This is a genomic window from Ruegeria sp. CDSB136, from assembly GCF_059610965.1.
In genome coordinates this window covers 66445-88414 of sequence record NZ_JBXWOP010000016.1, presented here as the reverse complement: position 1 = coordinate 88414, position 21970 = coordinate 66445, and the positions used below count along the sequence as shown (strand labels likewise).

Sequence of the window (21970 nt, the reverse complement as noted above, 5' to 3'; positions counted from 1 at the left end):
CAATGGTCGGTTGCCGTGTCCAAATCGCTGAGCCTTAGGTGGCTGGAAGTTTTTCAGTTGATCGCCAAGTCCGGATCGATTCAGAAGGTTGCATCCGAAACGGATTTGTCGATCAGTACAGTATCCAACCATCTGCGCAGTCTTGAAAACGCGCTGGGCATCGAATTGGTCGACCATGGACGCCGTCCAATGGGGCTGACACCGGCAGGAGAAGTGTTTGCCCGCTACGTCCGTGAAGGCCTGACCGTATTGAAACGTGGCGAAGCCGAGATCCGTACGGGCAACTGGCAGCACGCGACGGACCTGCGATTGGCTTTGATTGACGATTTCGACAACCAGATCGCGCCCGATCTCGTTCGGTTTTTGGCTCAGGCTCTTCCGCGCTGCAATTTCCGGCACTTCACACGCCCCAGTCACGAGATTCTCGCCAAACTACAAGAGCATAAATTGGACGTTGGTGTTGCCACAAGGCCGCCGGGACGCACTGAGGGGCTGATCGAATACCCTTTGATGCGCGATCCTTTCATCGTCGTTCTTCCCAACAAGTTTGAAGGTTCGCCCGAAGAGTTGTTTACACCAGAGGCGGAATTGCCTTTGTTAAGGTATTCGCGTGACTACGTGATTGGCAAACAAATCGAAATTCAGTTGGCCCGAAGCAAGTTCAGCCTGCCCAACCGGTTTGAACTTGAATGTAATCAGTCCATCATCGGCCTGGTTGCACAGGGCAGCGGATGGGCCATCACAACTGCGGCGTGTTTTCACCGAACGCAGCGGTTTCACAACAGTGTCAAAGCCATGCCGTTTCCTGGCAGGAACTTTGTGCGGACAGTGTCACTTTTTACGACCGAAGTGTACCCGGCGACTACATCACTGCTGATCCAGAAGGCCATGGGAAAACTGATCCGGCAGCATTTTACAAGACCGATGTGCGCCAGGCACACCTGGCTGAAAAACGAATTCCGCACCATGGAAATGGACAGTGCCTAGCCACCATCAATGACTGGCAGTTCTGGCATTCCAAAAAAACAAAACGCGGTTCTGATACCGGCCCGTCGGCATCTTCTGTGGTTCCGTTTGAGAACCCAAAAACTTCCCATGGGTCCAAACCAGAACCCGTCAGACCGATTTCCCGTCGGTCCTTCGGTTCTGAAACGGAACACTAAAACTTACCACTCCCTGCTACGTTAGGCAGGCATCCTAGAATACCGCGCGCTGCTGCCGCCATCGGACAATTTGCAATTCAGCACAGGACCGGGACCAAGCTTAACTATGAATGTCCGCTCTGTTCGCGACTCGGTAGTTTCTGTGGAATTGTCGAGCGTTTGCTGAATGATATCGAAGCTACAGTCGAGAATTGGGTTTGTTTCTGGGTGCTGATGCCAAGCCGATATAAAAGTTACTTGTGTCAATGGGCCGCCTCAGTCCAACATGACATGGTACTTTTGGTAGGATGGCAAGAAAATTTTTCAGAAATTCATCCAATAGATATATGTGTAGCGGAAAATTTAGGCTCCTCCTCGGTTCGCCACTTGGTATTCTGTAAGGCACACATGGTTCTGGCACCAGCGACAAAGCCTTGCCGTTTTCACCTCATTCCCTTCATCCAGCGTCCAAAAACCGATTTCATAGATCCTGACTTCCTATTAGCAAAATCAGGGCCGACATGCGGATCAGGCTGGCACCGATTCATCCTAAAAAAGAAATCCAGAACTTGGCTCGTCAGAAGTGCTCGGCGGCAATCAATGCACGGCAAGTTGACCTGTGCGAACGTCGCATTTGGTGGAGAGCTACCATCAACAAAATAGCCTCAAAGCACCAGAACACAGTCATCTGGCAGCGGTATTGTAAGTGGACAGCATCTTCTTCAAGGCGAAGTATGAGGCTTTCGGAGTACGTTTCATCGTATCGAAATCCACATCAACCAGACCGAAGCGTTTTTCGTACCCCAAGGCCCATTCGTAATTGTCCAGCAGAGACCAAACAAAGTACCCCTTGACGGAAACGCCCTGATCGAGAGCCTCCTGAACGGCGGCAAAGTGCTGATCCAGATAGCTGATACGATCATCGTCTTGTTGGCGCTCTGGGCTGGCCATGCCGTTTTCGGTCACATAGATCGGAAGGTCGCCGGTGTATTCGCGCGCTGTTCGGATCAGGAACCGGCTCAGCGCGGCTGGGTCGATTTCCCATCCCATTTGGGTCTTGGGCAAGGGCCCGGGGATTTCGGTCAGACCGGGCCAGGCGGTGTTCGCAGGGGCGATCAGTTTGCGGGTGTAGTAGTTCAATCCACACCAGTCGACAGGAGCGCCGATGATGTCGAAATCATCCTGCCAGCCGGGCGGAAGGTGGGGTTCCAACCCTTCCAGCACATTCTGAGGATAGGCCTTGTTGAACACGCCACCCAGAAAGAACCGATTATAGATCCCATCATAGAGATCAGCGGCCTGCCGCGCTTGCGGACTGTCATCGGCGGGTTCGGCCCATTCAAGATTGAACACGCCGCCCAGATTGGACATGCCCAGACTGCGCATTGCCTGAATCGCGTGGCCATGGGCCAGCAGGACGTGATGCATGGCTCGAGCTGTGGCCCGAATGTCCCGCAATCCCGGGGCATGAAGTCCTTCGAAATGACTCAGCCAACTGACGCACCAAGGCTCATTGATGGGGGCAACGCTGTACATTCGGTCGCCGAGCCGGCTCATGATGACCTCGGTGAAATCGGCAAACCAACTGGCGATTTCCCGGTTGCGCCAACCGCCCAGGTCAGCCAGAGCCGACGGCAGTTCCCAGTGATAAAGCGTCGCGCACGGGCGGATGCCACGCTCCAGCAGCGCATCAGTCAGCCGGTCGTAATAGTCCAAACCTTCCTGATTGATCGGTCCGCGCCCCTCGGGCATCACGCGTGCCCAGCTGGTCGAGAAGCGATAGCAATCAAAACCTGCGTTGCGCACAAGATCGAAATCCTGTTCAAACCGGTTCAGGTGATCGCAGGCCAGATTCCCATTTTCCCCCCGCACGACGTTACCGGGCGTCGCGGCAAATGTATCCCAATGGGTGGACCCTGCACCGCCTTGGGCGTGACCTTCGATTTGATAGGCCGACGTGGCGACCCCAAACAGGAAATCAGACGGAAAATCGTTTCGCGTAAAGTTCATCGTCGGAACCTGTCGGGTGCAGGGCCGGTTGACTTGCCGACAACCAGCTCCGCCTCAAGCAATCTGGTTTTGACCGGGTCCTCAGGCGATTTGATCCGCTCGATAAGCATCTCGGCGGCCAGTTCTCCTGCGTGTCGCACTGAAGAGCGCGTGGCTGTGAAAATGGGGACGTCCTGCCCGTTCTTTAGGTAAGAAAGGTCATCGTCATGAGCGATGACCGAGACATCCCGACCGATCCGGAGGCCCGCCTCGTCCAGCGCCCGCCGTACTCCGATCGCTGAAATCATCGAGGACGCCAGAATGGCAGTCGGCGGTTCATCCAATTGCAGCATGTCGTGGGTTTCGCGGTGGCCGTAGACTTCGGTCATCTCGGCGCTTCGCATCAGTTGCGGGTCCGAGGTCAAGCCTGCCTGTTCCAAGGCCTGCTGGTACCCTGTACGGCGTCGTTGCGCGAAATCCATATCTTCAAGCCCGTTGATCAGGGCGATCCGGCGATGCCCTAAATCGATCAGGAACTGTGTGGCGCGCAGGAACGAGCTTTTGTTGTTTACGTCAATCCAGTCATATTGCACATCCGCCCCCGTCGAACGCCCATGCACGATGAACGGTACCGCCATCCGCGACAGCAGATCAATTCGGTGTTCGTTGACTTTGGGGCCCTGCAAAACGACGCCATCCACGGCACCGCGCTGAAACAAACTGCGATAGGCCCCTTCGATCGACGTATCATCGGCGGTGGTGAACATCATGTCATAGCCATGCGCCGCGTATGTCCGAGCGGCACCAGCAACAAAGTCACCGAAGATTGGGTTCACCATCTCGTGCTGGGACGAACTGGGGATGACATGCCCAATCACCATGGATTTGCCGGTCGCCAGCCCCTTGGCGCGGATGTTCGGGCGATAGCCATGTTTGGCAGCAGCAGCCTGAACGCGCATCCGGGTTTCCTCGCTCACTTCGGGGTAGCCGTTCAGAGCGCGGCTGACCGTCGTTTGCGAAAGGGCAAGAATTTCCGAGAGCTGCTTCAGGTTCATGATTGTTTCAAAGCGCCTTCAAGTTTTGGCTGTTACCTGTTGTGTGGTCAAATGCTCGTTCCGTCAACCCGTTTCAATCAGCCTTTTGATTATTAGCGTTTTGCAACGCGAATATTGACAGGCGGGAAATGTTAGCGGATAAACTGTATATCCAAAGCGCTTTGGATGCTGAGTCTCTGTGGCGCAAGGAACTGTTGGGAGGAAAATTCATGAGAAACGCGCTTTATGCAGGTGTGGCCACATTTGCTTTGCTGTCCGGAGGCGTCCAGGCGCAGGGCGAGATGATCCACGCCGTGGGCGAGGGCGGCTTTGACTGGGACGGCTTTCAGGCCTTTGCGGACGCCCATGACCTGGCCGGTCAGGACCTTACCATTTTCGGGCCGTGGCTTGCGGGCGAAGGGAAGTCATTCGAAAATCTGGTCGCCTATTTTGATGAGGCCACCGGAGCGAATTCCAGCTATGTCGGATCGGACTCGCTGGAGCAGCAGATCCTGATTGATGCGGCCGCTGGCTCCGCTCCGAACTTGACGGTTTTCCCGCAGCCGGGTCTCGCCGCGAACATGGCCAAGAACGGATACCTGACGCCGCTTGCCGAAGGGTCGGCGGACTGGATCAAGGACAATTTCGCTGCCGGCCAGTCCTGGGTCGATTTGGGAACCTTTGAAAACGCCGATGGCGCCAAAGATTTCTACGGCTTTTTCTTCAACGTCAACGTGAAGTCGCTTGTCTGGTACATCCCGGAAAACTTCGAAGACTTCGGGTACGACGTCCCGCAGACCATGGAAGAGTTCAAGGCGCTGATGGATCAGATGGTCGAGGATGGCGAGACGCCGCTTTGCGTGGGGCTTGCATCCGGCGGTGCGACCGGGTGGCCCGCGACCGACTGGGTCGAGGACCTGATGTTGCGTACACAGCCGCCCGAAGTCTACGACCAGTGGGTCTCGAATGAGATGAAGTTCGATGATCCGCGCGTGATCGCGGCGATTGAGGAATACGGCAGCTTTACCCGCAACGACGACTATGTCGTGGGCAACGCCGACGACACCGCCGCGATTGACTTCCGCGACAGCCCCAAGGGTCTGTTCGACAGCCCGCCTGCCTGCATGATGCACCGTCAGGCGTCGTTCATTCCCGCCTATTTCCCGGAAGGGACCGAATTGGGTGTAGATGCCGATTTCTTCTACTTCCCGGCCTATGCCGAGAAAGATCTGGGAACTCCGGTTCTGGGTGCGGGCACGTTGTTCACGATCACGAACCCGAACCCGGCGGCCGAGGTGTTCATGGAGTTCCTCAAAACGCCCTTCGCGCATGAGATCATGATGTCTCAGGACGGATTCCTGACGCCGCATCTGGGGGCAAATCCCGAGAATTACGCCAATGATACCCAGCGGGGACAGGGTGAAATCCTGACCAACGCAACCACGTTCCGCTTTGACGGGTCGGACCTGATGCCGGGCGCGGTCGGCGCGGGTACGTTCTGGACCGGTATGGTCGACTATTCCTCGGGTGCGAAGGACGCAGCCACAATTGCCGGAGAAATCCAGTCTTCGTGGGATGCTGCGAAGTAAGTGACGGCTGGGGCGGCCCTGACGCCGCCCCAATTTCCAAACCAACGAGGGCATCATGACACCGGCACTTCAGGGCCTGCTGACCATCGCCATCGGTGTGTCGGGTTGCGTGGGCTACTTCTACCTCTCCAACCAGTTTCTGGACAAAGTCCTGTTCCCGCCGCGCGGGCCCAACGCAGGGCGCAACATCAACCGGGCGAACATGATCCGGCCCTGGTTGTTCCTGTTCCCGGCACTTGCTGCGCTGGGCTTGTACCTGGCATACCCGGTGGTCGAGACGCTGCGCCTGTCGCTCACTGAACGCGTGCCCGGCGGTGGGTACAGATGGGTAGGCCTTGATAATTACACCCAGATGGCCAAAGAGCCGAAATTCTGGGAGGCCATGCGCAACAACATGTTCTGGCTGATCGTTGTGCCGGCCATGTCCACCGCTTTCGGCCTGCTGGTTGCACAACTGACCGACCGCATCCGATGGGGTAATTTTGCCAAATCGCTGATCTTTATGCCAATGGCGATTTCATTCGTCGGCGCTTCGGTGATCTGGAAACTCGTCTATGACGCGCGCCCGGCGGAACAGGACCAGATCGGCATCCTGAACGCGCTTTATATCTTCTTTGGCGGCACCGAACCGCAGACATGGCTGACGGTTCCGTTCTGGAACAGTTTCTTCCTGATGATTGTTCTGGTTTGGATTCAGACCGGGTTTGCCATGGTGATCCTGTCGGCCGCCCTTCGCGGCATCCCCGAAGAAACTGTCGAGGCCGCCATCCTGGATGGCGCGAACCCGTTTCAGATTTTTTTCAAGATCAAGGTGCCGCAGATCAAAACCACGATTCTGGTCGTCTGGACGACGATCACCATTACCGTGCTGAAAGTCTTCGACATCGTCTTTGCCATGACCAACGGCCAGTGGGAGACACAGGTTCTGGCCAACTACATGTATGACAAGCTGTTTCGCGCCAACGACTGGGGGGTGGGCTCGGCCTCGGCCATGGTGATCATGTTGCTGGTCACACCGATCCTGATCTGGAACGTGCGCAATGCGCGCAAGGAGATGGAGTAGGCCATGAACGATATTGCGGGAACCAGACCAGCGCTGCGCTGGGTCGTTCATGCCTCGGTCGTCTTTCTGGTGGTCCTGTGGATCATTCCGACGCTTGGTCTTTTGATCTCATCCTTCCGGACGGCGGACCAGATTTCCAGCAGCGGCTGGTGGCGGTCACTCTTCCCGTCCGAGCAGAATCTGACCCTGCGCAGCGCGGCACCCGAAACGCAGGTGCTGGAGAATGAGCTTTACGTAATCCAGGGGCAGCTGTTTGGCGATGAAGAGCAAATCAGGATTTCAGGCTGGGGCATCAGCGCACGCGAAATTGACGCCTTTGCCCCCGGTGAAACCGCCGAGCTGCGCGGAGGCGGCACAATAACAGTCGATGCAGACGGCAACTATCGGATGGAGAATGCCGAAGCATTCAGCGGCAAGCGCGGCGCGCGTGTATTTGTGACGGCTGAATTGCCGCCTGAGTTTACATTGGACAACTACAAAAAAGTTCTGTTGGACCAAAGCAGTACGGACAGTATGGCAAAGGCGTTCTTCAACACGCTGACAGTCACAATTCCCGCGACGATCATACCAATCCTTGTTGCAGCCTTTGCAGCTTATGCCCTGGCGTGGATGGAGTTTCCGGGCCGGGCCTTGCTGATCGCCGCTGTGGTTGGCCTGTTGGTGGTTCCGTTGCAACTGGCGTTGATTCCGCTGTTGAAATTCCACCTGAGTATCGGGGTTGGGAAAGGTTATCTGGGCGTTTGGTTGGCGCATACGGGCTTTGGCATGCCGCTGGCGATCTACCTTCTGCGCAACTACATGGCTGGATTGCCACGTGATCTGATCGAGAATGCGCGGGTCGACGGGGCGACCGAGTTCCAGATCTTCACCAAGCTGATCCTGCCGCTCAGCTTCCCGGCGCTCGCGTCCTTCGCAATCTTCCAGTTCCTGTGGACGTGGAACGATCTTCTGGTGGCCAAGGTCTTCCTGATCGACGCAACCGGCCAGACCACGGTGATGACCAACCGCATTGTCGAGCTTTTGGGCACCCGCGGAGGCAACTGGGAAATTCTGGCGACCGCAGCCTTTGTATCGATCTTTGTGCCTTTGGTCGTTTTCTTCGCAATGCAAAAATACCTGGTCCGGGGCCTGCTGGCCGGGTCCGTTAAATAAAGGCGTCTGATGAACGTGCAGAACACTGTGGAACTTTCCAAATCAACAAAGGCCTCGTCAGACTGGTGGCGCGGCGGGGTGATCTATCAGATCTATCCGCGCAGTTTTCAGGACAGCAATGGCGACGGCATCGGAGACCTGAAAGGTATCACCCGGCGTCTGGATTACATCGCTTCGCTAGGTGTTGACGCGATCTGGATTTCGCCCTTCTTCAAATCTCCGATGAAGGATTTCGGCTATGACGTCAGCGATTATCGCGACGTTGATCCGATGTTCGGATCATTGCAGGATTTTCGCGAACTGCTCGATCAGGCCCATGCCAAGGGGCTGAAAGTGATGATCGATCTGGTGCTTTCACACACATCAGACCAGCACCCGTGGTTCATCGAAAGCCGTGCCAGCCGGGAAAACCCGAAATCCGACTGGTATGTTTGGGCCGATCCGATGCCGGATGGCACACCGCCCAACAACTGGCTGTCGATCTTTGGCGGATCAGCGTGGCAGTGGGACCCGCGCCGCCTGCAATACTATTTGCACAATTTCCTCACGTCGCAGCCGGACCTGAACTTCCACAATGCACACGTTCAGGACGCCTTGCTGGATGTTGCCCGGTTCTGGCTTGAGATGGGCGTGGACGGGTTTCGTCTGGACACGATCAATTTCTACTTCCACGACAAACAGTTGCGCGACAACCCGGCGCTTCCGATCGAAGAGCGCAACGCGTCAATCGCGCCAGCGGTGAACCCCTATAACCACCAAAACCACCTGTATTCCAAAAGTCGGCCTGAAAACATTGCCTTCCTAGAACGCTTGCGGGCGCTGACAGACGAATATCATGGTCGCGCCTGCCTGGGCGAGGTTGGCGATGCGCAGCGTGGGTTGGAAATCATGGGTGAGTACACGTCCGGCGACAAGCGGATGCACATGTGCTACGCCTTCGAGTTTCTCGAAAAACGCGCACTGTCGGCTGATTATGCGAAACAGGTTTTTGATCAGCTTCAGGCCAAAGCCGGGGATGCGTGGCCGTGCTGGGCGTTCTCGAACCACGACGTGCCACGCCACGCCTCGCGCTGGGGCCTGGACGATGCGGCCATTCGACAGCACGCAGTCTTGATGATGTGCCTGCGCGGTTCCGCCTGTCTGTATCAGGGCGAGGAGCTGGGCCTGCACGAGGCCGATGTTTCGTTTGAAAAACTGCAAGACCCTTACGGCATTGAGTTCTGGCCCGAATTCAAGGGCCGGGATGGCTGCCGTACGCCGATGGTCTGGACGGCGCAAGACGAACATTCGGGCTTTAGTACGGGTGAGCCGTGGCTACCGGTCAGTCCCATGCAATCCGAACGGGCCGTGGACCGGCTGGAGGTGGACGATCAATCGATGCTCCACCACTATCGCCGCGCAATTGCGTTGCGCCATGCTCATCCTGCGCTCGCCTCGGGCACGCAATCCGATATGAACCAGGTCGGTCCGGCCCTGACGTTCTACCGCGAAGACGCTTCTGAAACGGTGTATTGCGCGTTCAACCTTGGAACAGAAGCAAGACAGATCGAACTGCCAGAAGGCAACTGGCGGGTCATCGGGCAAGACCTGGGCGGTGTTGATGGCGAACGCGTCGTGGCGCTGCAACCTTCGCAATTCTGCCTGATGGTTAAGGACAAGGGGTAAACCATGTCGGAACTCAAGCTTACAGATGTGGCGAAGTCCTATGGTCCGGTCGATGTACTGAAGCATATCGATCTGGACATCGAGAAAGGCGAGTTGATCGTCTTCGTCGGCCCTTCGGGGTGCGGCAAATCTACCTTGTTGCGGATGATTGCCGGGTTGGAAAAGATTACTGGAGGAACGCTGGAAATCGAAGGGCAGGTCATGAACGATGTGCCGCCCGCCCAGCGAGGCATAGCGATGGTGTTTCAGTCCTACGCGCTCTATCCACATTTGACCGTGCGCGAGAACATGGCGTTTGCGCTCAAGATCGCCAAGATGCCCGCCGCCGAGATCGATGCCGCCGTCGAACGCGCCGCACAGACCCTTCAGCTGGATCCGCTTCTGGATCGACTGCCCAAGGCCCTGTCGGGAGGTCAACGCCAGCGTGTCGCCATCGGGCGGGCCATTGTACGGGACCCCAAGGTCTATCTGTTCGACGAGCCGCTCTCAAATCTTGACGCTGCGTTGCGCGTTGCAACCCGTATCGAGATCGCGCGGCTGAAAGAGGCAATGCCCGACAGCACCATGATCTACGTGACCCATGATCAGGTCGAAGCGATGACCCTGGCCAGTCGGATCGTGGTTCTGGCCAACAAGGGCATTGCGCAGGTGGGCACACCGCTGGAACTGTACGAAACACCGGACAACGAATTCGTGGCGCAGTTTATCGGCTCGCCGTCCATGAACTTGATGCCCGGCAAAATATCCGGGACCGGGGCACAGACATCGGTCAAACTTGATGCGGGCGGCACGGCAGTTTCATCCATTCCAACCAATCCCGATCAAATGGGTCTGCCGGTAAACGTTGGCGTACGCCCCGAAGACTTTTTCGCCGACGATGCCTCTGGGTTTCTGGACGGCAATGTCGATTTCATCGAAGCCTTGGGAGAAGTCACCCTGCTGTATTTGGCCAGCAGGGCAGGGGCCGAAGGCATCGTCGCCAAGTTTCCGGGTGTCGAACGAAGTCTGCGTGGACAAAATGTCAAACTGAACGCTGATCCGGGCAAGGTGCATCTATTTCACAATGGCTTATCTTTGCGGAAATAATGATCGGCCACCCAATCAATGTTGTGAGAATGGGAGCGCAATTCATCTGGGCCTGACGTTGCCCACTTGGCTTGGCCAATGCATCCATCATCAAAGCACAGAGAAAAGTCGAGAATTTTCTAGTCTGGCAAATATCGTTCAAGCAGAGCATCTACCAGCCCTTCTTGAAGGCGGTAGCCTGTCGCCTGGTCAACACGCAGAATGTCTTCAATGATTATAAATTGCTCCATGCCAGTCGTCATGGACAACCGCATCGCCAAGTCTTTAATTTCCTTGGGTTTCATAGATTTTTGCGCTGGTTCAAGTGCCTCAGCAAAAGCAGCAACCCGTCTCGCGCCCCGCATTTTGGTCGTACCCTGCTCAAGCGATGCTTTCAGAGACTCTGCAAGAAACTGCCGGAAATAAGCTTCATGTTCGCGTGAGAAATCCAGATAGTAACGCGCGACAGCGTGTACTCGATCCCGGACATCATGAACCCCCTGAAGCAGCTCAGACGTTGGTTTGACTTCAATGTCCAGAGTCGCATCCAAAGCCAATACGCCCGGATCGGAAAAGTATCGGTAGACCGTCGCACGACTGATTTTGGCATGTTCAGCCACTTTTGCCAGCGTCACTTCCTGTCCCTCCGACATCAGTTCACGAGCGGCCGAAAGAAGCGCATCACGAGTTCGTTTAATTTGGTTTGTTCGGCGCGCCAAGTTAACTCCTTTCATAATACACTTGTCTCATAAGTGGATTTATGTATCATAATGGTATTAATTTTCGAGTAAAGGGAGTAGCTGCAATGACTGAACCTCGCCCTCGGGTTTATCATCTTCTTGGAAATCTTCTGACATTCCATGCTTTTCCCAGCGAAACAGGAAATCGATGTACAATTGTCGAGATCAAAACGGCGCCGGGGGCCGGCGCACCGCCCAACCATCATGCCGGTGAAGATGAAAGCTTTTATGTGCTTGATGGGGAATTCGAGTTTCTTGTGAACGGCGAAACCCACAGTGTAGAGAGTGGTGATTTTGTAAAAGTGCCGGACGGTGCCGTTCACGCCTTTACATGTACCGGAGCGAGGCCCGGTCGATTGCTCTGCATTAATGCCCCTGGCGCTATGCATGACACGTTCTTCACTGAAGCTGGTGAAGCCATGCCCGACGGAACAACAGACATTCCTGCCCCGGATGGACCACCGGATATTCCCGCAATCATGGCCGTAGCCGACAGGGTTGGAATGACGATTCTGGTGCCCACCGAAGTCCCCAGCTAACAGAATTTCAGTTTGGGCCCGGAAGCAACTTATCAGATGCTTCCGGGTCCAAACTCGCGCATGCATTGGTCTCTAGTTGCTCGCTCGCCTCGCCATGCGTGAGCTTCTGCTACGCATTGCCTTGCGGAGGGTCTTTTCTCAAGGGGAAAGGTCGTCGTTAGATGAGCCAAAATTGAATCCAATTTTGCTTAGATTGACCTTCTGCACCCGGTTCACGCTCTGACTTGCCAGTCGGGGACTATTCCTATCGACTGCAAGCTGACACATTTGGTCGCAACAGTCATTTTGGCGACAATGCGCCGCCAAGGTCGAAGTGGTTTGGAAACATTGAGCTCAAGAAGCGGAAGATGATCCTTATTGCCTCGGTTCGGTCAAAAGAATCCGGGTGCAGCAGGTAATCGGTCCACATCCCTTCCAGCATAGCAAGCGTGCCATGAGTTGCGTCACGTGCAACCTGATTGGGGTGTTCGATTTCAGCTTCCTTCGCAATCCGGGCGAACGCGTTGAAAACAAGGTTCCGTAGCTTCGCGTCCCGCGTGTCGGAGAAGGCGGCTATCGCCGCTCGGTTTCTGGCCTCACCGCGAAACGCGTACCAAATTGAAACGCTTTTCTTGTTGAGGATGGTTTCACCCAAATCACCCCGAACAATCATCTCGATATGCTCCTGGCCAGTTTGCCCGGTCGTTTCCAGCAAGGCATAAATGCCATTGTAGTATTGCTCGGACGAATAGCGGGCGGCTTCGTTAACCAGGTTGTCCTTGCCGCCGAAATGAAGGTGAATCATGCCGCGGGACAGCTCGGCGCGCTGGATGATTTCGCTTACGGATGTCTCTGAAATACCCTTCTCTGCGACCGAGTCGAGCACCGCTTCGATCAGGGACAGGCGATTTCGTTCGCGTATTTCTTGTCGTCTTCCGGTCATATGGTCAGGCGGTTCTGTTTGTTTTCAGCCTATTGCGGTGCCTTCTAGCGGCCATTGTGACTTTGGCCAGCCCTAGTTGTGAAATTATCTGTTGACACAGCTGGCCTGAAAATTCCAGATTTAAATGGACGATTGTCCATTTTGTGATGTACGTCGTCGCACCACCGCAAGCAAAACTCAGCAGGGAAGCATGGCTGGAGTCATAAGAAGCGAAACGGGCAAGGGCCTGGCACTGAGCGCGCCTGCGACGCTCTATGTCGGCTTGCTTGTGGCCGTGCCTCTTTGCATTCTGGTGGCCTACAGCTTTTGGACCCAAACCTATGTCGAGATTGATCGCACCCTGACCTGGGCGAACTACCAAGAGGCGTTCACCGACCCCTTGGTGCGGCACCTGATGATCCGGTCGGTTGCAATAGCGGGGGCGGTGACACTGTCGACGGTGTGTTTGGCCTATCCCATCGCCTATTTCATTGCGTTTCGGACGCAGAAGAAGACCCTGTGGCTATTGCTGATCACCATCCCCTTTTGGAGCAGTTACCTGCTGCGGGTGTTCAGTTGGAAACTGATCCTTGGATTTAACGGCGTGATGAATTCGGCCCTGATTTCGCTGGGGCTGATTCAGGAACCGCTGACATTCCTGCTCTACAACGAGTTTGCCGTTGTGCTCACGCTTGCGCATGCCTGGGCGCCGTTTGCGATCCTGCCGATTTACGTGTCGCTCCAAAAGATCGACCGTAGCCTGTTGGAGGCCGCAACCGACCTTGGGTGCAGCAAACTTGAAAGGTTTGTTCGCGTGACGCTGCCCCTGACGGTGCCGGGGATCATCGCGGCTTGCCTGATCATTTTCATCCCGACTGTGGGCGACTATGTCACCCCGGCTCTGGTCGGTGGATCGCAGGGCAAAATGGTGGCGAACCTGATCCAGGTACAGTTTGGCGCCGCCAATAACTGGCCATTGGGCGCAACCCTGTCTCTGCTGGCAATGCTTTCGGTCGGCTGCGTCGCGATCCTGTTCGTGGTGGTCGTCACCGCCTTGGGGCGGAGGATTCGATGACCAAGGCGTTTCGTATCCCGTGGTTGCTTGTCTATGCCATCGCCTACCTGGTGTTTCTCTACCTGCCGGTTCTGCTTTTGCCGCTGTTTTCGTTCAATGACGGAACCATCGTGGCCTTCCCGCTAAAGGGCTTCACGTTGAAGTGGTACGCGCAGTTGGGTCAGCAGGACACACTGTTGCAGGCGATGGTGAACTCGCTGATCGTGGGCAGCGTGACCGCCCTGATGGCAACGTCGCTGGGCCTGTTCGCCGCGCGCGCTTATGTCCGCTATCGCTTCACAGGGCGGGAGTTGTCCGAGGGACTGGTCATGCTTCCTTTGGTCATCCCCGGCATCATCGTTGCCAGTTCGATGCTGGTTCTGTTCATCAGCATCGGGCTGAAACCATCGCTGACAACCGTAATTCTTGGCCATGTTTTCGTGGCTCTGCCCTTCGCAGTGTCGATCATGAAGTCCGCCTTTGACGATTTCGACCAGTCTTTGGAAGAGGCCGCCTTCGACCTCGGCGAAAGCGTTGTCGGGACGTTTCGGCGCGTCACTCTGCCGATTGTTGCTCCGGGCATCATCGCCAGCTTGCTGGTCACGTTCACCGTGTCCTTTGACGAATTCGTGCTGGCCTTCTTCCTGTCCGGCAACAGCCCGACACTGCCGGTCTATATCTGGAGCCAGATCCGGTTCCCCGCAAAGCTGCCCAACACGCTGGCCCTGGGATCGCTGCTTTTGCTCTCGTCGGTCCTGCTGCTGCTGATTGCCGAATACTTCCGCCGCCGCTCCACGCAATCTTCGGATTGAAGCCAAAGGAACAAACAAGATGAGCGAACAGAACATCATCGAGATTAAGGGCGTCGAAAAACGCTTTGGGTCCTTTGTGGCGGTGTCCGATCTGAACCTGACTTTGAAAGAGGGTGAGTTCTTTTCGCTGCTGGGGCCATCGGGTTGCGGAAAGACAACGGCTTTACGCATTATTGCGGGCTTTCAGGATCATGAAGAGGGTGAAGTCCGGATCGATGGACGCACCATGGGCGAGGTGCCTGCAAACAAGCGGCCTACCAACATGGTGTTCCAAAGCTATGCGATCTTTCCGCATCTGAATGTGGGCGACAATGTAGGGTTCGGTTTGCGCAAGACAAAGCTGTCGCGGAAGGAAATCAAGGAACGCGTTGCCGAAGCGCTTGAGATGGTGGAACTCGGCGGGTTGCAGGACCGCAAGGCCAACGAGTTGTCGGGCGGGCAGCGGCAACGTGTGGCGCTTGCACGGGCGCTGGTCATGCGGCCAAAGGTGTTGTTGCTGGATGAACCACTGTCCGCGCTGGACAAAAACCTGCGCGAAGCGATGCAGTTGGAAATGCGCCGCCTGCAGCAGAAGCTTGGCATTACCTTCGTGATGGTGACGCATGATCAATACGAAGCCATGACCATGTCCGACCGCATCGGTGTGATGTTCGCCGGTCAGCTCAAACAGGTCGACAGACCCGAGGTGCTGTACTCGCAGCCATGCAACCGGGAAGTGGCCGCTTTCATCGGCGGTATGAATTTCCTGAATGCTGACGTGACTGCTGAAAACGCCGACACGCTGGACGTGAATGTTCAAGGGTTTGGCTCGATGACAATTGGGGTGAACCCGAATGTTCAGGTGCATGACAAAGATCTGCTGGTCGGCGTTCGGCCTGAGCAGTTGGAAATCAGCGCGGAAAAACCGGATGGATATGACGCGAATGTTCAGGGCAAGGTGTCGGACGTCGCCTTCTATGGCGAAAGCGTCCACTATTATGTGCGCGTCGACGGGTTGCCGGAAAGCATCGCCGTTGCAGTGCCAAACTACTTTCACACAGTCGATCACAACCGGGGCGATACTGTCTGGCTTGGCGTTCAAAGCGCCTCAGTGATCGACTTGGGCAAACGTGAATCTTTGGGAGGAGAGAAATGAATAAAGCAGCATCAATCGCCGCAGCAGTGGTTGCCACCTTTACCGCCAGCCAAGCGCTGGCCAACGCGGCGGACCTGACCGTCTTCGACTGGTCCGGATACGAGGATCAGGGGTTCTACGGCGACTATGTCGAAAAGTACGGCGGCGCGCCCAGCTATACTTATTTCGGTAGCGTGGAAGAAGCGTTCACCAAGCTTCAGTCCGGGTTTGAAGCAGATCTGGCCCATCCCTGCACGGATGCGCTGAGGAAATGGGTCGCGGCGGATATGCTAAAGCCGATCGACACCAGTAAGCTTGAAAACTGGGACAAGCTGATGCCCAAGATCAAGGAAGTCGATGGCATCACGATCGACGGGCAGACCTATATGGTGCCGTTCGAATGGGGCAACACCGGCCTGATCTATCGCACCGACATGATTTCGGCGGATGATGTGTCGCTGCAACTGCTCGCGGATCCTGCCTATCAGGGCAAGGTTGCCATTCCGGATGCCGCCTCCAGCGCATTTGCCATGGCCGCATTGGCGACCGGTGCCTCAAGCTATACCGATATGAGCGACGAGGAATTCCAGAAGGCGGCGGATTACCTGCGCGCGATTCATCCCAATGTGCGCTTCTACTGGTCCGATGCGGGACAATTGGACCAGGCGATTGCCAGTGGCGAGGTGACACTGGGTTGGGGCTGGAACCAGTCGGAACTGAACCTGATCTGGAACGAAACCCCGGCCGTCATGATGCGTGATGTGGACAAGGGTATCGCCACCTGGGTCTGCGGCTATGTGCATCTGAAATCCGCCAAGCAGTCGGATGAGCAGGTCTATGACATGCTGAACGCGCTCAGCTCTGCCGCCAGCGGCAAGTACATCATCGAAAGCTGGGGGTATGCCCATGCCAATGAAGACGCGTTTGCACAAGCAGACCCGGAGCTGATCGAAACCTATGGTTTCTCGGACGTGGACAGCTTCTTTGAGGGCAGCCTGTTCTTCGACGCGGTCAACCCCGAGCTGGAAGCCAAGATGCTGAAAGAGTTCGAGCGCATCAAAGCAGGCTTCTAAGCAGACCTTAACAACACAACCGGAGATGGCGGGACAGACGGTCCCTCCATTCCCACGACAACATTTCCAATTTTCTGGAGGAAGCGCGGCAATGTCAGGCGCTGACGGATATTCTGTTCTTTTCGAACCGGTTCGGATCGGGCCAGTAACGGCCCGAAACCGGTTCTACCAGGTGCCCCACTGCAACGGCATGGGGCATCTCAGACCTCAGGCCGAGGCTGCAATGCGGGCGATGAAGGCCGAGGGTGGTTGGGCTGTCGTGTCCAATCAAGAGACGGAAATCCATCCGACGTCCGACCTGTCGCCTTTCGCCGAAAACCGGCTCTGGGATGAGCGGGATATTCCCGCCCTGCGCCTGATGACCGAGGCGGTGCACGAGAAGGGCTCGCTGGCGGCCATCGAACTGGCGCACAACGGCCACCATGCGCAAAACCACCTGAGCCGCGCGCCCTTGCTGGCCCCATCAGAGCTCGCCCTGCAAACCGCGTATCCCAAGCAGGCCCGCGCGATGGACAAGTCTGACATTCGCGAGTTTCGCAAGTGGCACCGTGCGGCGGCGCGACGCTCGCGTGAGGCGGGTTTCGATATTGTTTATATCTATGCCGGTCATCACATGACCCTGCCGCATCACTTTCTGTTGCCGCAGTTCAACGACCGGACCGATGAATATGGCGGTTCGTTGGAAAACCGGGTGCGCCTGACCCGGGAGCTTCTGGAAGAAACCAAAGAAGAGGTCGGCGATGATTGTGCCATCGCCCTTCGGTTCGCGGTCGACGAAATGCTGGGACCCGACGGGATGCAGGCGCAGGAAGAAGGCCGTGCCGTTGTTGAACTGCTGGCAGAGCTGCCGGATCTCTGGGACGTCAACGTCGCGAATTGGAGCAATGATTCTGCGACAACCCGTTTTGAACCCCGCGACGGTTTTCAAACCTCGTATATCGAGTTCGTCAAACAGGTCACGTCCAAGCCGGTTGTTGGTGTCGGGCGCTTTACGTCTCCGGACCTGATGGTGTCGCTGGTCAAGAAAGGTATCCTTGATTTCATCGGGGCGGCACGACCGTCCATTGCCGATCCGTTTCTTCCCAACAAAATCAAGGAAGGTCGCATCGAAGAAATCCGCGAGTGCATTGGATGCAATATCTGCGTTTCAGCGGATTCCTTGGGGGTGCCCATCCGGTGTACTCAGAACCCGACTATGGGCGAAGAGTGGCGGCGTGGTTGGCATCCTGAAATCATTGAGCGCCGGGGAAAAGAGGAAGCCGCGCTTGTTGTTGGCAGCGGGCCAGCCGGGCTGGAATGCGCCATGCAACTGGCGCGTCGTGGCTACGACGTAACTCTGGCCGAAGCAAAGCAAGAGCTTGGCGGCCGCGTATTGCAGGAGTCCGGCCTGACCGGCCTGTCTGCCTGGAAACGCGTGGCAGATCACAGGATCTACGACCTGCAACAACGCGGGAACGTTCAACTGTTCACCGACAGCCGCTTGTCGGCGAATGAGGTTGTTGAGCTAGGCATTCCCAACGTCTTTCTGGCAACCGGTTCAACTTGGCGGCGGGATGGTCGCGGGAAATCCGCATTTCGCGGCATAGCAATAGAGGCTGGCACCCGGGTTTTCACTCCGGACGACATCATGTCAGGGCAGGTGCCGCAGGGCGGTCCTGTTCTGATCTATGACGATGATCAGGCCTATCTTGGTGGCGTGCTGGCGGATCATCTGGCTCAGGCCGGGCGTGAGGTTGTCTTTGTGACCCCGGCCTCGATGGTTTCGCCATTTACCGAATTGACGTTGGAACAGATCAAAGTTCAGCGCAGTCTGTTGGAAAAGGGCGTTCGATTGGTTCTGTCCAAGACCTTGGCCAGCATCGCGCCCGGTCAGGCAAAAGTACAATGCGCCTATACCGGCCGAGAACAATCCATCGAATGCAGTTCTGTGGTTTTGATCACGCAGCGAACGCGAGAAACCGGCCTCTATGATGAACTTCGTGGTTTGACCGACAGCCCGATGACAAAGCTGGAACTGATCGGCGACGCGGCAAACCCCGGTTTGATCGCGGACGCTGTATTCTCGGGTCACATGGCTGCCAGGAATTTCGAACGCGACGCGGGCGACATCGACCGCGAGTATTTCCGCCGGGAAATCGTTTCCCTTGAAGCTGAATGAGGTGCGCCATGCCAAAAGATGACTTGCAAGTAATGCGCGAACTGATGGAGGCGCAGCGGGAAGGGTTCGCCTTGCCGCGCCATTTCTATACCTCTCAGGCGGTTTATGACAACGACATCAGTACGTTCTGGAACCGCAACTGGATCTGGGTCGGGCATGTCAGCCAGATCTCTGAACCGGGTGACTATTTCCTGTTCGATTACGGCCCCGAGTCCGTGATCATCGTTCGGGATCGCGAGGGTGAGGTGCGCGCGCATCTGAATGTCTGCCGTCACCGGGGATCGCGGGTTTGCATTGAACAGAAAGGCAAGGCGCGCAGTTTCATTTGCCCCTATCACGCGTGGACCTTCGACCTGAACGGCAAGCTGCGAAACGGGCGATCAATGGGCCCGGACTTTGATCCCGGCCAGTACGGGTTGTTCCCGGTTCAGGTGAAGATTTTCCAGGGCCTGATCTTTGTCTGTGTCGCTGAAGACGCCCCGCCTTTGGATGCAGCGCTGGAAAGGCTGGCCCCGCTTTCAAAGCCATTCGACCTAGAGAACCTGAAGGTCGCGCATGAAGCCTCATATCCGGTTCCGGCAAATTGGAAGCTGGCCTTGGAGAACTACCTGGAATGCTACCACTGCGCACCATCCCATCAGGATTATTCCCGCAGTCATTCCCTGAAAGACCCAGCGCAAGTTCTGGAATTCAGCGGGGCACTTCACGAGCGGATGGAAGAAGCCGGAATTCCCGCTGAACAACTGGACCTCACCGGGGAAAACGCGACCGCGCCGGGTGCAGATGTCTACTGGCGGCGCTACCCGCTGTTCCCCGGCTATTTGACGGGCAGCAAGGATGGCGGGCCTCTGGCGCCACCCTTGGGTGATCTGAAAACTCACGATGGGGGCGCCACCGATCTGGGGGTTGGGATGCTCAACTACTTCCTCGTCTACGCAGATCACGTAGTTGGTTATCGGTTCGTCCCACGCGCCCTTCAGGAAACGGACATTCAGATCGTCTGGTACGTGCGCGGCGACGCGGAAGAAGGTCGCGACTATGACAAGGATGCACTGACATGGCTTTGGCATGTCACGTCGCTCGATGACGAACGGATCATCCGCCACAATCAGGAAGGTGTGAATTCACACCATTTCATCCCGGGGCCGCTGTCCGAGATGGAATGGAGCATTCCCGGCTTCTATCGCAACTACTTCAGCATGATCTGAGACGCGCAAAATTCGGAGAAGAACGATGACAGAAATTACGCAGCGCAGATCACGACGGCGCGGGGGCGGGCGTGAAGCACGCGCGGCCGTGCGGACCAGCAATACCGCCTCGCAGGCGATCTGGCCCGGCATCCCCGGTGGCCGGTACAAGCCGCTGTCAGACGCCGATATGGCACGCATCCACGAAGCCGCGCTCGGCATTCTGGAACGCACAGGCGTCGGCGATCCCACGCAGGAAGTCCTTGATCTTGTGATGCCCAAGGGGGCGACAGTGAACGAGCACGGCAGGCTGTGCTTTCCGCGCGCCCTGATGGAGGACCTGTTGGCCAAGGCGGCCAGTGAATTCTATGTCCACGCACGCGGATCGCGAGCCGGCAAGGACGACATGCATTGCACTAAGGACAAGGTGTATTACGCAAACTCCGGCACCGCTGTGACAACGTTCGACGCCGAAACGCGCAGTTACCGGCCATCAACCCTCAAGGATATTTATGATTTCACCCGTCTGGTGGATCGGCTCGACAATATTCACATGACCGGCGACACGGTTCTGGCAACGGATGTTCCGCAGGATTATAAGCATGACATGAGCATGCTCTATGCCATCCTGGCGGGTAGCGAAAAACCGTCCTGCCTGACCTTCCGCACGCGCGAGCATATTCAGGACGCGATCCATCTGTTCGATCTGGCTTCGGGCGGGGAGGGCAAGTTCCTTGAAAAGCCCTCAGTCATCTTTGGTGGCTGCCCAATCGTTTCTCCCCTTCGCTTTGGGCGGGATAATCTGGAGATCCTGATCGATACCGCGAAAATGGGTCTCGTTTGCGATCTTGCAGTTCCGCCGCAAGCCGGGGCGACATCACCCGCGCCGCTGGCGGGGACCTTGGCGCAGGCGGTGGCCGAGACCCTGTCATGCGTCGCCATTGCCAACCTGCTCAACCCGGGCACACCGGTCGTCTTCGCGGCCTGGCCCTTCATCACCGACCTGCGCACCGGGTCGTTCACGGGCGGCAGCGGTGAACAGGCGCTGATTTCGGCCGCAGCCATTCAGATGGGCAATTTTTACAACCTGCCGACCAGCGTCGGATGTGGCATGACGGATTCCAAGATCCCCGACGCGCAATATGGTCTGGAAAAGGCGCTGACCTTCGCCTTGGCGGCCCATGCCGGGGCCAACCGGCTCTGCGAATTTGGCGGGATGGTCGGCAGCCTGATGGGGTGCAGCTTCGAGTCCATGGTCATCGACAATGAGGCCGCCGGAATGATCTCGCGAACGCTCCGTGGAATTGAAGTGAGCGACGAGACGCTTTCCGTCGACGTCATCCATGAATGCGCGATTGACCCCGGCCACTTCCTCGGCAACGCGCAGACCTTGCAATACATGGAGACCGAATATGTCTATCCGACCCTGTTAGACCGGGAACTGACCGACACATGGGAAAAAGCCGGGCGTCAGGACATGTTTGAACGCAGCCGCTCGGTGGTGGATGACATTCTGTCCAATCACTACCCGAACTACTTTGGCAGCAAGGCCGATGCGGAAGTGCGTTCGAGGTTCCCGATCAAACTGCCGCCCGAGGCGATGCGGGCGGGGTGAACTCTGCGGTTAACAGCAAAGGCATCGCAACGTGCAGGATTGCGATGCCGCGCTGTTGTAGTGCCTAAGTCCAAAACG

General features: G+C 56.6%; 18 protein-coding genes. 14 read left to right on the top strand and 4 right to left on the bottom strand.

The features are described 5' to 3' along the window. Positions 1 to 15: 15 nt before the first annotated feature. Positions 16 to 987, top strand: a complete 972-nt coding sequence (locus AC2FIR_RS17135) for a LysR family transcriptional regulator (protein ID WP_170806004.1) — start codon at positions 16 to 18, stop codon at positions 985 to 987. A gap of 839 nt (positions 988 to 1826) precedes the next feature. Here AC2FIR_RS17135 and AC2FIR_RS17130 read toward each other — a convergent pair. Together AC2FIR_RS17130 and AC2FIR_RS17125 are read right to left on the bottom strand one after the other, a co-directional pair. Beyond that, entirely contained in the window at positions 1827 to 3152 is a 1326-nt protein-coding gene (locus tag AC2FIR_RS17130) for a GH1 family beta-glucosidase (protein WP_496744873.1), read from the bottom strand. Beyond that, the gene (locus AC2FIR_RS17125) at positions 3149 to 4186 is read right to left on the bottom strand and encodes a LacI family DNA-binding transcriptional regulator (protein ID WP_496715524.1); all 1038 of its coding nucleotides are present in this window, start codon (positions 4184 to 4186) and stop codon (positions 3149 to 3151) included. Before AC2FIR_RS17125 ends, AC2FIR_RS17130 begins: the two co-directional genes overlap by 4 nt. A gap of 209 nt (positions 4187 to 4395) precedes the next feature. Here AC2FIR_RS17125 and AC2FIR_RS17120 point away from each other — a divergent pair, with 209 nt between their 5' ends. The 5 genes from AC2FIR_RS17120 to AC2FIR_RS17100 are packed head-to-tail and all read left to right on the top strand — an operon-like array spanning position 4396 to position 10720. After that, positions 4396 to 5754 (top strand): ABC transporter substrate-binding protein, encoded by a 1359-nt coding sequence (locus AC2FIR_RS17120; protein WP_170619181.1) that lies wholly within the window; start codon positions 4396 to 4398, stop codon positions 5752 to 5754. Positions 5755 to 5809: 55 nt separating this feature from the next. After that, entirely contained in the window at positions 5810 to 6817 is a 1008-nt protein-coding gene (locus AC2FIR_RS17115) for a carbohydrate ABC transporter permease (protein ID WP_170613680.1), read from the top strand. Between the two features lie 3 nt (positions 6818 to 6820). Beyond that, positions 6821 to 7969: a carbohydrate ABC transporter permease gene (locus tag AC2FIR_RS17110; protein WP_496744871.1), complete on the top strand. Its 1149-nt coding sequence runs from the start codon at positions 6821 to 6823 to the stop codon at positions 7967 to 7969. A 9-nt stretch (positions 7970 to 7978) separates the two neighbouring features. After that, positions 7979 to 9634, top strand: a complete 1656-nt coding sequence (locus AC2FIR_RS17105) for an alpha-amylase family glycosyl hydrolase (RefSeq protein WP_496744869.1) — start codon at positions 7979 to 7981, stop codon at positions 9632 to 9634. A 3-nt stretch (positions 9635 to 9637) separates the two neighbouring features. Beyond that, positions 9638 to 10720, top strand: a complete 1083-nt coding sequence (locus AC2FIR_RS17100; RefSeq protein ID WP_496744867.1) for an ABC transporter ATP-binding protein — start codon at positions 9638 to 9640, stop codon at positions 10718 to 10720. Between the two features lie 119 nt (positions 10721 to 10839). Here the strand turns inward: AC2FIR_RS17100 and AC2FIR_RS17095 are convergent, their stop codons facing one another. Further along, positions 10840 to 11418, bottom strand: a complete 579-nt coding sequence (locus AC2FIR_RS17095) for a TetR/AcrR family transcriptional regulator (protein WP_496744866.1) — start codon at positions 11416 to 11418, stop codon at positions 10840 to 10842. Between the two features lie 86 nt (positions 11419 to 11504). Here AC2FIR_RS17095 and AC2FIR_RS17090 point away from each other — a divergent pair, with 86 nt between their 5' ends. Next, positions 11505 to 11978: a cupin domain-containing protein gene (locus AC2FIR_RS17090; RefSeq protein WP_321251132.1), complete on the top strand. Its 474-nt coding sequence runs from the start codon at positions 11505 to 11507 to the stop codon at positions 11976 to 11978. A gap of 280 nt (positions 11979 to 12258) precedes the next feature. Here the strand turns inward: AC2FIR_RS17090 and AC2FIR_RS17085 are convergent, their stop codons facing one another. Further along, positions 12259 to 12900 carry a TetR family transcriptional regulator C-terminal domain-containing protein gene (locus tag AC2FIR_RS17085; protein WP_170613667.1) on the bottom strand — a complete coding sequence of 214 codons (642 nt, stop codon included), beginning with the start codon at positions 12898 to 12900 and terminating at the stop codon, positions 12259 to 12261. 190 nt (positions 12901 to 13090) lie between these two features. Between AC2FIR_RS17085 and AC2FIR_RS17080 the strand changes: the two genes are divergently transcribed. The 7 genes from AC2FIR_RS17080 (at position 13091) to AC2FIR_RS17050 (ending at position 21892) form a co-directional block, all read left to right on the top strand. Further along, complete coding sequence (locus AC2FIR_RS17080; RefSeq protein ID WP_480812551.1) at positions 13091 to 13954, top strand: ABC transporter permease; 864 nt, start codon at positions 13091 to 13093, stop codon at positions 13952 to 13954. Continuing rightward, positions 13951 to 14745: an ABC transporter permease gene (locus tag AC2FIR_RS17075; RefSeq protein ID WP_480812552.1), complete on the top strand. Its 795-nt coding sequence runs from the start codon at positions 13951 to 13953 to the stop codon at positions 14743 to 14745. Before AC2FIR_RS17080 ends, AC2FIR_RS17075 begins: the two co-directional genes overlap by 4 nt. 19 nt (positions 14746 to 14764) lie before the next feature. After that, entirely contained in the window at positions 14765 to 15880 is a 1116-nt protein-coding gene (locus AC2FIR_RS17070; RefSeq protein WP_321251139.1) for a polyamine ABC transporter ATP-binding protein, read from the top strand. Then, positions 15877 to 16932, top strand: a complete 1056-nt coding sequence (locus AC2FIR_RS17065; protein ID WP_480812554.1) for an extracellular solute-binding protein — start codon at positions 15877 to 15879, stop codon at positions 16930 to 16932. The genes AC2FIR_RS17070 and AC2FIR_RS17065 overlap by 4 nt, the downstream gene beginning before the upstream one ends. Positions 16933 to 17023: 91 nt before the next feature. After that, complete coding sequence (locus AC2FIR_RS17060; protein ID WP_496762786.1) at positions 17024 to 19090, top strand: oxidoreductase; 2067 nt, start codon at positions 17024 to 17026, stop codon at positions 19088 to 19090. Between the two features lie 8 nt (positions 19091 to 19098). Next, positions 19099 to 20298: an aromatic ring-hydroxylating oxygenase subunit alpha gene (locus AC2FIR_RS17055; protein WP_496744861.1), complete on the top strand. Its 1200-nt coding sequence runs from the start codon at positions 19099 to 19101 to the stop codon at positions 20296 to 20298. Positions 20299 to 20323: 25 nt separating this feature from the next. After that, entirely contained in the window at positions 20324 to 21892 is a 1569-nt protein-coding gene (locus tag AC2FIR_RS17050; RefSeq protein WP_496744859.1) for a trimethylamine methyltransferase family protein, read from the top strand. Positions 21893 to 21970 lie beyond the last annotated feature (78 nt).

Excerpts from the sequence above, each read along its gene's own strand:
- AC2FIR_RS17130 (WP_496744873.1), bottom strand. The coding sequence starts at position 3,152 with ATGAACTTTACGCGAAACGATTTTCCGTCTGATTTCCTGTTTGGGGTC.
- AC2FIR_RS17125 (WP_496715524.1), bottom strand. The coding sequence starts at position 4,186 with ATGAACCTGAAGCAGCTCTCGGAAATTCTTGCCCTTTCGCAAACGACG.
- AC2FIR_RS17120 (WP_170619181.1), top strand. The coding sequence starts at position 4,396 with ATGAGAAACGCGCTTTATGCAGGTGTGGCCACATTTGCTTTGCTGTCC.
- AC2FIR_RS17115 (WP_170613680.1), top strand. The coding sequence starts at position 5,810 with ATGACACCGGCACTTCAGGGCCTGCTGACCATCGCCATCGGTGTGTCG.
- AC2FIR_RS17110 (WP_496744871.1), top strand. The coding sequence starts at position 6,821 with ATGAACGATATTGCGGGAACCAGACCAGCGCTGCGCTGGGTCGTTCAT.
- AC2FIR_RS17105 (WP_496744869.1), top strand. The coding sequence starts at position 7,979 with ATGAACGTGCAGAACACTGTGGAACTTTCCAAATCAACAAAGGCCTCG.
- AC2FIR_RS17100 (WP_496744867.1), top strand. The coding sequence starts at position 9,638 with ATGTCGGAACTCAAGCTTACAGATGTGGCGAAGTCCTATGGTCCGGTC.
- AC2FIR_RS17090 (WP_321251132.1), top strand. The coding sequence starts at position 11,505 with ATGACTGAACCTCGCCCTCGGGTTTATCATCTTCTTGGAAATCTTCTG.
- AC2FIR_RS17085 (WP_170613667.1), bottom strand. The coding sequence starts at position 12,900 with ATGACCGGAAGACGACAAGAAATACGCGAACGAAATCGCCTGTCCCTG.
- AC2FIR_RS17080 (WP_480812551.1), top strand. The coding sequence starts at position 13,091 with ATGGCTGGAGTCATAAGAAGCGAAACGGGCAAGGGCCTGGCACTGAGC.
- AC2FIR_RS17075 (WP_480812552.1), top strand. The coding sequence starts at position 13,951 with ATGACCAAGGCGTTTCGTATCCCGTGGTTGCTTGTCTATGCCATCGCC.
- AC2FIR_RS17070 (WP_321251139.1), top strand. The coding sequence starts at position 14,765 with ATGAGCGAACAGAACATCATCGAGATTAAGGGCGTCGAAAAACGCTTT.
- AC2FIR_RS17065 (WP_480812554.1), top strand. The coding sequence starts at position 15,877 with ATGAATAAAGCAGCATCAATCGCCGCAGCAGTGGTTGCCACCTTTACC.
- AC2FIR_RS17060 (WP_496762786.1), top strand. The coding sequence starts at position 17,024 with ATGTCAGGCGCTGACGGATATTCTGTTCTTTTCGAACCGGTTCGGATC.
- AC2FIR_RS17055 (WP_496744861.1), top strand. The coding sequence starts at position 19,099 with ATGCCAAAAGATGACTTGCAAGTAATGCGCGAACTGATGGAGGCGCAG.
- AC2FIR_RS17050 (WP_496744859.1), top strand. The coding sequence starts at position 20,324 with ATGACAGAAATTACGCAGCGCAGATCACGACGGCGCGGGGGCGGGCGT.